12 protein-coding genes are annotated in these 13,656 nt (G+C 33.0%); 9 read left to right on the forward strand and 3 right to left on the reverse strand.

The window, feature by feature from the left end:
* Nucleotides 1–206 precede the first annotated feature (206 nt).
* The 4 genes from ACOX6R_RS01240 (at nucleotide 207) to msrB (ending at nucleotide 4,200) form a co-directional block, all read left to right on the forward strand.
* The gene (locus ACOX6R_RS01240; RefSeq protein ID WP_433446409.1) at nucleotides 207–848 is read left to right on the forward strand and encodes an HAD family hydrolase; all 642 of its coding nucleotides are present in this window, start codon (nucleotides 207–209) and stop codon (nucleotides 846–848) included.
* Entirely contained in the window at nucleotides 845–1,642 is a 798-nt protein-coding gene (thiD, locus tag ACOX6R_RS01245) for a bifunctional hydroxymethylpyrimidine kinase/phosphomethylpyrimidine kinase (protein WP_433446411.1), read from the forward strand. Before ACOX6R_RS01240 ends, thiD begins: the two co-directional genes overlap by 4 nt.
* 317 nt (nucleotides 1,643–1,959) lie before the next feature.
* Nucleotides 1,960–3,228: a DNA polymerase Y family protein gene (locus ACOX6R_RS01250; RefSeq protein ID WP_433446413.1), complete on the forward strand. Its 1,269-nt coding sequence runs from the start codon at nucleotides 1,960–1,962 to the stop codon at nucleotides 3,226–3,228.
* Nucleotides 3,229–3,252: 24 nt separating this feature from the next.
* Nucleotides 3,253–4,200, forward strand: coding sequence for a peptide-methionine (R)-S-oxide reductase MsrB (gene msrB, locus ACOX6R_RS01255; protein ID WP_433446415.1), 948 nt, complete (start codon nucleotides 3,253–3,255; stop codon nucleotides 4,198–4,200).
* Between the two features lie 515 nt (nucleotides 4,201–4,715).
* On the opposite strand, the gene ACOX6R_RS01260 is transcribed toward msrB, so the two are convergent.
* Nucleotides 4,716–5,996 carry a bifunctional folylpolyglutamate synthase/dihydrofolate synthase gene (locus ACOX6R_RS01260; RefSeq protein WP_433446417.1) on the reverse strand — a complete coding sequence of 427 codons (1,281 nt, stop codon included), beginning with the start codon at nucleotides 5,994–5,996 and terminating at the stop codon, nucleotides 4,716–4,718.
* 156 nt (nucleotides 5,997–6,152) lie between these two features.
* Here ACOX6R_RS01260 and brnQ point away from each other — a divergent pair, with 156 nt between their 5' ends.
* The 3 genes from brnQ (at nucleotide 6,153) to ACOX6R_RS01275 (ending at nucleotide 9,388) form a co-directional block, all read left to right on the forward strand.
* Nucleotides 6,153–7,451, forward strand: a complete 1,299-nt coding sequence (brnQ, locus tag ACOX6R_RS01265; RefSeq protein WP_433446419.1) for a branched-chain amino acid transport system II carrier protein — start codon at nucleotides 6,153–6,155, stop codon at nucleotides 7,449–7,451.
* Nucleotides 7,452–7,544: 93 nt separating this feature from the next.
* Nucleotides 7,545–9,098 (forward strand): NAD(P)/FAD-dependent oxidoreductase, encoded by a 1,554-nt coding sequence (locus ACOX6R_RS01270; protein WP_433446421.1) that lies wholly within the window; start codon nucleotides 7,545–7,547, stop codon nucleotides 9,096–9,098.
* A complete protein-coding gene (locus ACOX6R_RS01275; protein ID WP_433446423.1) occupies nucleotides 9,095–9,388 on the forward strand; it encodes a hypothetical protein in 294 nt (97 codons plus the stop codon). The genes ACOX6R_RS01270 and ACOX6R_RS01275 overlap by 4 nt, the downstream gene beginning before the upstream one ends.
* A gap of 139 nt (nucleotides 9,389–9,527) precedes the next feature.
* Here ACOX6R_RS01275 and ACOX6R_RS01280 read toward each other — a convergent pair whose 3' ends face one another.
* The gene (locus ACOX6R_RS01280) at nucleotides 9,528–10,769 is read right to left on the reverse strand and encodes an ArgE/DapE family deacylase (protein ID WP_433446425.1); all 1,242 of its coding nucleotides are present in this window, start codon (nucleotides 10,767–10,769) and stop codon (nucleotides 9,528–9,530) included.
* A gap of 155 nt (nucleotides 10,770–10,924) precedes the next feature.
* Nucleotides 10,925–11,449, reverse strand: coding sequence for a signal peptidase I (lepB, locus tag ACOX6R_RS01285; protein ID WP_433446427.1), 525 nt, complete (start codon nucleotides 11,447–11,449; stop codon nucleotides 10,925–10,927).
* A 63-nt stretch (nucleotides 11,450–11,512) separates the two neighbouring features.
* On the opposite strand from lepB, the gene ACOX6R_RS01290 reads away from it, so the two are divergent.
* The gene (locus tag ACOX6R_RS01290) at nucleotides 11,513–11,977 is read left to right on the forward strand and encodes a tRNA (cytidine(34)-2'-O)-methyltransferase (protein ID WP_433446429.1); all 465 of its coding nucleotides are present in this window, start codon (nucleotides 11,513–11,515) and stop codon (nucleotides 11,975–11,977) included.
* Nucleotides 11,978–11,985: 8 nt separating this feature from the next.
* Nucleotides 11,986–13,656 (forward strand): ATP-dependent DNA helicase (locus ACOX6R_RS01295; protein ID WP_433446431.1); only part of this gene is annotated, 1,671 nt, incomplete at its 3' end.

Raw genomic sequence — 13,656 nt, forward strand, 5'->3', positions numbered from 1 at the left:
TTTCCTGTATTGGGAAACAATTTTACACAAAGTTATTTCAATTACGATACTACTACAAATGTGAACAACTGTCAATGTTTAATTCAAATACTAAAGTTTTAGTTGATATAGCAAAAAAATGTTTTCAAGAGAAAATTGACATTGGCTATTTTTCAATATATCATAAAACTAAAGTAAGATTTATTTAGAGTAGAGAAGAGGTTTAAATGTTAGTAATTTTTGATGTGGACGGAGTAATTTTAGATTCCATGGGATATTGCAACAACATTTCAGAAAGATATCTTTTAAAGAACAATATTACTCCAGAAAAGAACTTGGCAGACAAGATGTTTTCAATGAGCTTTCAAGAGGGTTCAGAATATGTTGCAAAAAATTATCCGATAGATAAAAGTGCTGTGACTATAAAAAAAGAAATACTTAAGGACTTGGAAGATTATTATTTTAACGAAGTTCTTTTAAAAGATGGAGCAATAGATGTATTAGAATTTTTCAAAAATAAAAATATAGAAATGATCATTGCAACATCAACTGATAAATATTTAGTTGAGGAGGCTTTTAAAAGGCTCGGCGTAAGAAATTACTTTAAAAAAATTTATTCGCCCGATGTTTTAGAAATTCCAAAATCTAGCACGAAGTTTTTAGGAACTATTTTAGATGATTTTAAAACTTTGGGCAATGATGCAATTTTATTTGAAGATGGTCTCTACTCAATTAAAAATGCAAATAAACTTTCAATTAAAACAATTGGAGTATACGATGAGACAAGTAAAAAAGATGTAGATAAATTAAAAGAAGAGTCAGATTTATTTTTAAAAAATTTAAGAGAATATAGAGGTGAATTTATATGAAGACGGCACTTACAATAGCTGGAACTGATCCAACTGGTGGAGCTGGAGTTCAGGCAGATTTAAAAACATTTTTGGCAAATGGAGTTTTTGGAATGAGCGCAATTACTTCTGTCGTCAGTCAAAACACAATGGGAGTAACGGCAATATGCGACATGACTCCTGAGTTTTTAGGTGAAGAGCTCGACGCAGTTTTTACAGATATTTTTCCAGATGCAGTTAAAATTGGAATGGTATCGAATAAAGATTTGATTTTAAAAATTGCAGAAAAACTAAAAGAATACAGGCCAAAAAATATAGTGCTCGATCCAGTGATGGTTGCAACAGCAGGAAGCAAATTAATTTCTGATGATGCAATTGAGACTTTAATAACTAAGTTAATTCCACTTGCCGATGTAATAACCCCAAATATTGGAGAGGCAGAAATTCTTGCCGACATGAAAATTAATGATGAGAAGGATATGGAAGAGGCTGCAAAAATAATTTATGATAGGACAAAGGTGGCAATTTTATTAAAAGGTGGTCACAGGACTAAAGATGCCAACGACTTAATTTATGACGGAAGCATTAAGTGGATAAAGGGCAAGAGAGTTGATAATCCAAATGCACATGGCACAGGTTGCACACTTTCTTCTGCAATTGCTGCGAACATGGCAAAGGGAATGGATCTTGAAGGAGCAATAGTAAAAGCAAAGGACTATGTCACAGGAGCTTTAGAAGATGGACTCGACTTAGGAAAGGGAAGAGGACCACTTAATCACGGCTATGTGTTTAAAGAGTATTTTGAAAAAAATTAAAAATACGTTAAAAGTAATTCGAGGCATATGCTTCGGATTATTTTTTTAATATTAAACTCTTGATATAGTTTTTGTGATTTTGGCTTATATTGGAAATGTTATACGAAGCTCTGTGATGCTAAAAGTTTTATTAGTATTGAAAGATTTGTGAATAGAGGACTTCATTTTAAATTTTACTTAATTTGCAAGGAAACCGGAGCAAAAAAGAACAAATGTCTAAGATTAAACATTAATTTCTAAATTCATTGACAATCAGAACAAAAGTTTGTAGAATTAAATTAAACACGTGTTTAAAATAATCTTTAGGATGATTTTAAATGGTTTATTTTTATAATAATTATTTAGAAAGAGATATTCTTCACGTGGACATGAATTCTTTTTATGTTTCGGTGGAGCTTAGGGATAGGCCAGAGGAGATGAAAAAAGCTGTGGCCGTTGGCGGTGATGAAGAAAATAGGCATGGAATAATTTTGGCAAAGACGCCCCTTGCTAAAAAATATGGAGTAAAGACGGGAGAGCCAATATGGCAGGCAAAAAAGAAATGTCCAGACCTTGTGATTTTGCCACCTCATTATGATAAATATATTGACATAAGTAAGAGGGCCCACAGAATTTATTATTCTTACACAAATCAAGTTGAACCCTTTGGAATGGATGAATGTTTTTTGGATGTAACAGGTTCTAGAAAATTATTTGGAGACGGGCATGAGATTGGAGAGAAAATCAAAAATAGAGTAAGGGAAGAATTAAAGGTAACAGTATCTGTTGGCAGATCTTTTAACAAAGTTTTTGCGAAACTTGCAAGCGATGAGGCAGGGCATGATGAAATTTTTGAAATCTCAAGAGATAACTTTAGAGAGATTGTCTGGTCCCTTGAAGTCGATGAGATGATAATGATTGGGAGTAGAACGAAGAGAAAACTAAATAAAATAAATGTCTACACCCTAGGGGATCTGGCAAAGACTGAGACTAAGGTGCTTAAAAATCTGCTTGGAATAAATGGAGTAAAATTAAAGAATTGGGCAAATGGATATGATGATTCAAATGTTTTAGACTATTATGCACAAATTCCAATAAAGACTATTGGGAGGAGTATAACTTGCAGCGAAGATTTATTAAATGAGTGCGAAGTAAGAGCAGTCATTCAAAAACTGTCTCAAGATATTTCAAAGAGGCTAATTGAAAATAAATTTTTGGCAAGGGGAATTCATATTGGCTATAGAAATCATGACATACTTAGCTTTGGTTACGACAGGCTCCTTGATTATCCCACAAATTCTTCTATAGAAATTACAAATCTTGCAATGAAAGTTTTAAGAGAAGAGGGAGAACTTGAAAACAGAATGCGGGCAATTTATATAAGGGCAATAAATCTTGTTCCAGATAATTATTCTGTGCAGACAGATTTTTTTAAAGATATATATGCACATGAAAAAAGTTTAAAGCTTGAGAGTGCAATCTATTCTATTAGAAAGAGATATGGAAATGACGCCATAACTTATGCGAGTCTTCTTGGAGATATAAAGATGCCTGATGATGGCAGAGAGATGGTCATAATGCCTCACAGTTTTTTTATGAACGTTTAGGGTATATTGTTACAAGGTGATGATATGAATACAAATATTAAGATTATATATTTAGCTGGCGGTTGTTTTTGGGGAACTGAAGGCTATTTTAAAAAATTAAAGGGAGTTTTAAAGACCGTAGTTGGCTATGCAAATGGCGACGATGGTGACACTAATTATGAGATTGTCTCAGAGACTGACCACGCAGAGACTGTAAAAATTTATTACGACTTTTCAAAGATTTCTCTTACCGAAATTCTCCTTCACTATTTTAGGACAATAGATCCAAAGTCTATAAATAGACAGGGAGCAGATTTTGGCAGACAATATAGAACTGGAATATATTGGGAAAAGGGCGACGAAGAGTCAGAAAAAACTGTAAGAGAGTTTATAGAATATGAAGAGAAAAAAATTGGAAAAGTTGCAGTGGAGATTTCTGAATTAAAAAACTTTGTAAAAGCAGAGGACTATCACCAAGATTACTTGGACAAAAATCCGGGAGGATATTGCCATGTAAATCTAGCCATGGCAGATGATCCAATAATTGACGATGACAGAGAATTTTTAGATGAACAAAATAAAAAAGATGTGCTAGATGAAGTCTCCTTTTCTGTAATGGCAAATTCAGGCACAGAAAGGCCATTTTCAAGTGAACTTAACGACGAGTACAGAAAGGGAATTTATGTAGATAAGCTTTCAAAGAAACCACTATTTGCATCAAGCGATAAATTCGATGCTGGTTGCGGCTGGCCGTCATTTTCAAGACCAATAGTTTCAAATTATTTGGATGAAAAGAAGGACTACTCCCTTGGAATGGATAGAACTGAAGTAAGATCAATTAGTTCTAATTCGCACCTCGGCCATGTGTTTAACGATGGACCAGTTGAAATGGGCGGACTTAGATACTGCATAAATGGTGCAGCGCTTGAATTTATTCCATATGAAGAGATGGATGAAAAAGGATATGGCGATTACAAAATATTTGTAAAATAATAAAAAATAAAATCCAAATTTGAAGATTTTGTAGAAATTATCTTCAGTTTGGATTTTTATACTTTTAATAATATTTTATGTAAATATAGAATTTATTTTATCGATTTTTTAAGATTAATTTGGTTAATTATACTTAAAATATAAAACGACAAAGACAATATAAGCTACCAAAAAGCATGGAACTAAAATAAAATAAGACCATCTGACGTTACCAACAGGAATCATAAGAATTTTTTCTATAACAATGGGATAAAATGGCAGCAAAAATAATAAAAACTTTTTAAAAGGTTTCATATAATTAATCACCTCAGCATAAGTATAACATTAAAAAAAAACGATCACAAGAGAAGGCTGATGATTTATGAAGTAATTATTTAAAATATATTAATGGCATAATCTAATTGAAGAAAGATTCATATAATAAATATGTTTTAATAAAGATGAAATAGTAAGAAGTCTGAGAACCGTTTCCAAAATTGACAAAAAACTCTGGGGCATAACCTCAGAGTTTTATTTTAATTATTTAAAATTTCAAGAAGTATTTTTCTCATATCCTTAATAAGATATAGTGAGCCGCACCATAGAACTAAGTCATTTTCTCCTGCAAGTTCAAGTGTCTTTTCCGCTGCTTTCTTTCTATCCTCTATTGCATAGATTTCTTTGTCTGTTATTTTTTCAAATTCTTCTTTTAAATCATTAAGAGGGGTGTGTCTGTCGTTATCAATTTCTGTAAGAACTATTTTGTCGGCGAGCTTTTCAACTTGTGACAAAATCTTTTCGTGATTTTTGTCGATAAGGACAGAAAAACCCAAAATTAATTTGTCGTAATTAAATTTTGAAATATTTTCTGTGAGGACGTGGATTGACGCATCGTTGTGTGATCCGTCGATTAAAACTTTTGGAGATTTAGATAAAAGTTCAAGTCTTCCGATGTTTCTTGATTTTTCAATTCCAAGTTTTATTTTTTCATTGTCTAGATTATAATCTTTCTTTAAATATTCCAAAACCATAAGTGCAACAGATGCATTGTAAGCTTGATACTCTCCAATTAGATTTGTCTTAACATTTTTAAAATTTCTAAAATTAAAGACTGTGTCGGTGTCGTTTGCTTCTACGATTTCAACTTCGTCAAATCGAAAATCTCTAAATTCTGAATTTTCTTCTTCGCATATTCTTAAAAGTTCATTTTTTGCTTCAACGTCTTGCGGATAGGAGAAGGCAATGCTTTCTTTTCTAATTAAACCACCCTTTTGGTAGGCGATTTCTTTTAAATTCTTGCCCAAAATTCCAGTGTGATCAAGTGAGATTGCGCAGAATACAGAAATATTTTCATCTTCTGTGTTTGTCGCATCGACTCTTCCGCCCATGCCAACTTCAATTACATTAAAGTCCACATTTTTTTCTTTAAAATATAGATAGGCAATTGTCGTTAAGATTTCAAAAGAGCTGACGATTATATTTTCGCTATCTAGAACATCGATTTCTTTTTTTATAATTTCTAAATTTTTTACAAAATCATCTTTAGAGATAAATTCTCCATCAACTTGAACTGACTCGCGAATGTCGATTAAGTAGGGCGATGTAAATTTGCCAACGCTAAGATTATTTTCTAGAAGTGCGTTAGTTAAAAAACTTGCAACTGATCCCTTGCCATTAGTTCCCGTGATGTGAATAGTTTGGCCGCAGTTCTGTGGATTATTTAATCTATTTAAAAGTGCCTTTATATTGTCTGTTGTAAAATCTCCCATGGGAGCAGGTCTTGTGTCTAAGTAGTCTAATGATTCTTCGTAATTCATAGTATCACCTAATTTTTAAAATATAAGTAAATATTAACAAATAGAAATTCTTATAGCAAGAAAGTACAAAAAGTTCTTAAAAAAATACAAAAATTTAGACAAAAGTAGTAAATTTTGTGGTAAAATAGGTGAAATATATTTTTTAGGAGGGTTAGTATGAATACCGAAATCAAAAAGAAAGATCTATTTGTCATAGGATTTGCGCTATTTGCAATGTTCTTTGGAGCGGGAAATTTAATTTTTCCACCTTTTCTTGGACTAATTTCTGGTTATAAATGGAGCACTGCTTTTATTGGATTTGCAGTCGCAGATGCTGGGCTAGGTCTTTTGGCAATTATTGCTCTTTCGAAGTACGATGGTAGTTTAAATGTTTTGGCATCAAGAGTTAACAAGGTGTTTGCTGTCATTATTTCTACTGCAATTATTTTGTGTATTGGACCTTTTTTGGCAACACCAAGAACTGCCGCAACAACTTATGAGATCGCAATTTTGCCAATTTTCGGAGAGAGTGTAAACAGATATCTTTTCTCGGCACTATTCTTTGTAGTCGTTACAATACTTACTATAAAGCCGTCAAAAGTTGTAGATATAGTTGGAAAGTTTTTGACTCCAGCTCTACTTATTTGTATAGCAATTTTAATTATTAATGGAATTTTAAATCCAATCGGCGAAATCGCAAATACTACAATGATTGACAATGTTCTTGAAAAAGGTATAAAGGACGGTTACCAAACTATGGATGCCATTGCAGGGTGCATGTTTTCTCTAGTTGTAATAAATGCTGTAAAAGAGATGAATTATTCTTCCAAAAAGCTAGAGATAAAAGCGACAATAATTTCTGGAGTAATAGCTGCTCTATGCTTGGCACTAATCTACGGAGGTCTCGTTTATATCGGCGCACAAGTTTCTGGACTTGGAATTTACGATGTGAATGTAGATACAACTGAACTTCTTGTAGATATTACAAATAGAGTTATGGGTGGAGTTGGAGTTTACATCTTAGCAATCATAACTGCCCTAGCTTGTCTTACAACGGCGATTGGACTTATATCTGCAACTGGAAACTTTTTTGCAGACTTAACTAAAAAAGAAAATTCCTACGGCACTTTTGTAATTATTGCATCAGTTGTTTCTGCTTTAATATCAATGCTTGGAGTTTCACAAATTATTGCAATTTCTGCACCAATTCTTGAGACGCTTTATCCTTGTGCAATGACAATTGTAATTGTTGGACTATTCTCTAAAAAAGTTGAAGACAATTTAGTCTTCCAAATTCCAGCAGTTGTGTCATTGATTTTCGGATTACTGTATGTATTATCAGACAAGGGACTTGTTGGAAGTTTAGAAAACTTTTTGGAAAATCTTCCGCTTCAACAATTCGGCCTTGGATGGGTGGTGCCAACTTTAGTTGGACTTGTAGTTGCAGCAATTATTGCTAAAATTAGAAAGAAATAGTATTTGAGCCTAAAGTTTTAGTTTGAACTTTGGGCTTTTTATTTTAAAATAAAAACTAAATCAATTAATGTTATAATAAATTTGGTGAATGAAATGATAATTTTACGAAACATAAAAATACCTTACGATGCAGATGAAGGTGAACTTAAAAATAAAATTGCAAAATTAATAGAAAAAGATGAATTTGAATATAAAATTTACAAAAAATCAATTGACGCGCGCAGGGGAATTTTTTACGTATATCAAGTTTTAGTCGATGTCGATGTTCCCAAAAGAAATTTTAAGAAATTAAAAAATGACATTGCCATCTTTAACGAAGAAAAAATAAATTTAGAAAACAAAAACAATGTAAAGGACGCAATAATTGTAGGAACAGGCCCTGCTGGACTTTTTGCAGGATATGCTCTTGCAAAGAACGGAGTTAAGGTTACCTTTATTGAACGAGGCAAAAAAGTAGCCGATAGAATGAAGGATATTGATAAGATCCAAAAAACTGGCAAAATTTTAGAAAATTCCAACATACAATTTGGCGAAGGTGGAGCTGGAACTTTTTCTGATGGAAAACTAACTTCACGTTCAAAGGACACGAGGGCATCTTTTATCTTTGATATTCTTGTCGATCACGGCGCAGATAGAGAAATACTTTATGAACAAAAGCCTCATATCGGCACAGATGTACTTAGAGAAATAATAGTTAAAATGAGACAAGAATTGGAAAGCCTCGGGGCAGTTTATAAATTTGAAGAAAAGTTCGTTGACTTAAAGATACAGGGTGACAAAGTCAGTGCACTTATAACTGATAAAGGTGAGTATGTTGCAGAAAAATATATTTTGGCAATAGGAAACTCTGCAAGAGATACTTTTGTGATGCTCGACTCACATGAGCTTGTAAGTAAAAAGCCCTTTGCCGTTGGTTTTAGGATAGAGCACTTGAGAGAGGACATTGAAAAGGCACAGTATGGCTTGATTTCAGATAAACTTCCAGCTGCAACTTATCAGTTAAATTACACAGACAAAAAGGATCCTCACTCAGTCTACACATTTTGTATGTGCCCAGGAGGTTATGTTGTAAATTCAAGCTCGAGGGATAAAAAACTCTGCGTAAATGGCATGAGCTATCACGCCCGCGATGGCGTAAATTCAAATTCTGCTGTAGTTGCAACAGTAGATGAAAATATTTTTGGAAAGGGAAACCTCGACGGAATGTATTTCCAAGAATTTATTGAAGAAAGAGCCTATGAACTTGGTGGAGGAGAGGGACTTGCTCCCGTTCAAAGAGTTGGCGATTTTTTGAGGGGAGAAGTTACAGAAGAACTTGGAAAAGTTAAACCAACTTTTGAGCCAGGCTATGTATTCGCGGATTTAAATGAAATTTATCCAACTTCAATTAATACTGCAATCAAAAATGCACTCAAATACATGGACAAAAGGCTCCACGGATTTGCCGATGAAGATGCAGTGTTAACGGGAGTTGAGACGAGAACATCAAGTCCTATTCGCATAAATAGAAAAGATTATAAAACTATAAAATATAGAAATCTTTATCCAATTGGAGAGGGAGCGGGATATTCTGGTGGAATTATTTCATCTGCTCTTGACGGAGTAAAATGTGCAATTGAGATATTGGAAAACGAGGAAGATTTATGAAAAATAATTTTTTTGAGACATTAATTTATTATGTAGTGGGATTAATTTATCCCGTAGCTTATTTTCTTTTGATGAGTGAGTATTTTCACAAGAGCGCCTTTCGTGGATGGATTATAATACTTACAATTTATATTTTGATTTGTTATGTACTCTATCCATTTTCAAGTAGGATTATAAGTGAGAAGACAGCGGATAAAAAATCAAGTATTTTCTTGGAATCAAAGTCAGTGTTATTCTTTTCTTACTTGTTTGGCCCATTCATATTGTTAAAAAATAAAAATAAGAAGTAGATTGTTTTTAGATTTAAAAACTCCAAGAAGTCTTACCGATATATAAGCTCGGTGAGATGCTTGGAGTTTTACTATTATATTTAATTTTATCTAAAAGAGATTTCTAAGAATTTAATCTATAGAAATCTTTTTTTAATTCTTATTTTAAATATTCTTCAAATATTTCAACATATGCTTCTATAAAATCAATATATTGTGCAAGTGGAATTCTTTCATCTACCTTGTGATTTAACATTGGCATTCCCGGTCCATAAACGGCAATGTCAAGATTTTTATTTCCATTCATAAACTGTGCAGCATCTGTCGTTCCAGATATTACTATTGGGCTTATGCTGTCAAGGTCGAAATTATCTTCCATATCTTTAAATAGATAATCAAATTTAGGACCAAGAACGTCATTCATCTGTTTAAATAAATGTCTTGGAAGCAGATTCTCGTGTCTACTTGCAACTAAAGATATAGTTTTTATAAGTTCTGAATTGGCATTTGTTTCAACGGGACTAAGATCAGATGTTACTTCTAATTTTAAATCATATCCATCTTTTTTATTTAGTTTATCAATTGTCTCTTTAACTAAACTTATTAATTTTTCGTTGTCAAACTCTGGAATTGTTCGAGCATTGGCCTCAAACTCTGCAAGTTCTGGTATGGAATTTACTTGTTTTCCACCATTTATGACAGTTATATTGTTAAAAGTCTGCCCTAATACGTCATTTTTATATTTTGAAGCTTCTTTTGAAATATTTTTTGTTATTTCGTGCATAGCTTCTGACAAATGTTCAACTGCATTTTGTCCAAGCTCTGGCATAGATGAATGGGCTTGTATTCCTTTTGAAATAACTTTATAGTTTAGTGAACCCTTGTGTGCGTATGTCACGCCAACATTACATGGTTCTGCAATTAAAACTGCATCAATGTCTTTTAAGTACCCAAGATCTGTAAGTTGTTTTGCGCCCAATTGGCCAACTTCTTCACCAACAGTTGCCATAAGCCTCAATTTGCCTTTAAAGTTTTTACTTTCGTTTAGTTCAATAAATGCTATTACTAGCGCACTTAGACCTGGTTTCATATCAGAAGCGCCTCTACCCCACATTACTTCATCTTCGTCTATGTGCGCATCAAAGGGAGGATATGTCCACTCATTTTCGTCTCCAGCACTTACTACATCCATGTGTCCAGAAATAGCAAGATTTCTTCCACAGCCGTTAGAAATTTCCGCCACAAGGCTCGCTCTTTTATCGTCATATTCAATGAGCTCAGATTTTATATTGTGCTTTTTAAGTAAATTTTGATAATAAAGCGCAACTTCTTTTTCATTCCCGTTTTCTGAATTAATTTTAATAACATCAGCTAAAATATTAATACATTCTTGTCTTTCCATAATTGCCTCTTTTCTAAATTTTAATTAAAATTGTTAATAAGCTGCAATAATTAAATACCCTTTTATATTACTTAAAATAACTATGAAGTACTTTTTTTCAGAATTACTAGCTCTATTTGAAATTAAAATGAAGCTCAAGCAAGATTTTTATATAATTACTTATAAAGGAATCCAAAATTACTTATTGGAAATATTCGAAAGACTGCCTTTGATTTTATGTAGTCTTCTTTAATTGGCCCAAAAATTCTTGAGTCAACGGAACCTCCTGGAGTTCTATTATCACCTAGCACGAAGTACTCATCGTCTTTTAGTTCGAAGGTAGTTATATCTGATAATGTGTAGGTGTCGTATCTTAGATAGTCTTCTTCATATAGTTTTCCGTTTATGTAAATTTTTCCATCTTTTATTTCTACATTTTCATTTGGAAGAGCTATAATTCTCTTTATTAGAAGTCTTTTTTCTTCTGGAAGTTTAAAGATTATTATGTCGCCTCTCTTTTTGTTGTCCTGAAATTTATAAAAGGAACTTGCGATTAAAGTGTCCTTGTTGTTTAAAGTTGGATACATTGATGTTTGATTTACTCGGGCGATGTTAAAGATGAAAGTTCTTATTAGTAGGGCGACTATTACAGCTATAACTACAGTCTTTAAAATTTCTAAGCCCTCATTTTTTGACTCCATTGCATTTTACCTCCATAAAGATTAATATATTTATTATAATATCACGATTTATGAGGAGAGCAAATGATTAATATAGTTTTTTATGAACCAGAGATACCATTTAATACAGGGGCAATTGCAAGAACTTGCGGACTAACTAAGACGAGACTTCACTTAATTCGACCTTTTGGATTTGAAGTTGATGACAAACATCTTAAGAGGGCTGGTCTTGATTACTGGCACTTAGTTGATATAAATTATTACGATTCATACGATGAATTAAAAGAAAAATATCCAGACAGCACTTTTTATCTCGCCACAACAAAGGCAAAAAAGAGATACACTGATGTGGAGTATAAAGATGGAGACTTCATAGTATTTGGACCAGAGACAAGGGGTCTTCCTGAAGACTTAATATTTTCAGACTACGAGCATGCAATAAGAATACCAATGCTTAAAGATTATGGCAGAAGTCTTAACCTTTCTAACTCTGCCAATATTATTTTGTTTGAGGCGCTAAGACAAAACGACTTTTTTGATTTAGAGTAGGGGATATTTTGAATGAAGTAAAAATTTCTGTAAGGAATTTAATTGAATTTATAAAAAGAAGCGGAGACATTGACAGAAGGTTTTATTCCAATGCAAGAGCTGTTGCAGGGATTCGTGCACACCAAAAAATCCAAAAAGAGTATTCTGATAATTATAGAGCCGAAGTATTTTTAAGGACAAAAGAAAATATTGACGAAATCACATTCATAGTCGAGGGAAGGGCCGATGGAATTGACGAGTCAGAAGAAGTTACAATAGACGAAATTAAATCTACAACTCGAGACTTGGATGAGCTTGAGAAAGAAGAAAATATAATGCACTGGTCTCAGGCTAAATGCTACGGCTATATTTATGCAAAGGAGCACGAACTTGATACCATAAATATAATGCTTACTTACTTTCAACTTGAGACGGAGGAAGTTAAAAAGATTGTAAAAAAATTTAGCTTCGGAGAACTCAGGGATTTCTTCATGTCCACATTAATGGAATATTTGGAATTTTCAAAGAGAATTGTGGAATGGGAAAAGATAAGAAATGACTCCATAAAGCTCATGAAGTTTCCCTTTAAAAATTATAGAAAGGGACAGAGAGAGCTTGCTGTTTCTGTATATAACACCATTTCCGATGGGCAAAAACTTTTTGTCGAGGCACCGACGGGAATTGGAAAGTCAATGTCTACAATTTTTCCAACGATTAAAGCCATTGGTGAGAGAAAAATTGACAAGGCGTTTTATTTAGTTGCTCGCTCAACGGGAAAAAACGCAGCAAGGGATGCTTTAGATAAACTTCAAAACAAAAATCTCAAACTAAAGACTGCCATAGTTACGGCAAAGGATAAAATTTGCATAAATGACGAAGTAAAGTGCAACCCAAAGGACTGTCCCTACGCCAAGGGACACTTTGACAGAGTTAATGATGCAATAATAGACATATTCGATTCATGTGACAAGTTCGATAGGGAAAACATAGAAAAATTTGCAAAACTACACATGGTCTGTCCCTTTGAATATCAATTAGACCTATTGGACTTTTCGGACTTTATAACTTGTGACTACAACTATGTCTTCGATCCCACAGTTTATTTAAAGAGATTTTTTGAAAATGCACTTACAAAGTTTGCAGTTCTAGTTGATGAGGCGCACAATTTATTGGAACGCGGCCGCGATATGTACTCTGCAGAATTTTCCATAAACGACCTATATATTATAGAAGAAATTGTGCCCAAAAAGAGAAAAAATGTCCACAAACACATTAAAATTGCAATAGAAGAGTTTGAAAAGTTAAATAAAAACACCCACTATACTTATGAAGCATTTGAAAAATTAAATTATCAGGTAGAAAAGATAATTTTTTCTATGAATAAATTTTTGACAGAAGATAAAGATGTGGACAATTATGACGATGCTCTTGATGTTTATTTTACGCTCTTTAAATATATTAAGATTTACGAATATTATAACGAGGACTTTGTCTCTATTCGCGAAGAGGACAAGGTAAAGATAATGTGTCTTGACATTTCTTCTATATTTAGAAGTATTTTAAAAGTTCCAGTTGCTTCAATATTTTTCTCGGCAACTCTTACGCCTATTAAATACTACGGAAATCTACTTGGGGCAGATGATGATTCTTACTATTATAAAATAGAGTCGCCCTTTGATCCAACAGAATCTTCTCTATCT

It is taken from the genome of Peptoniphilus sp., assembly GCF_050943655.1.
Taxonomy (GTDB): Bacteria; Bacillota; Clostridia; order Tissierellales; family Peptoniphilaceae; genus Peptoniphilus_A.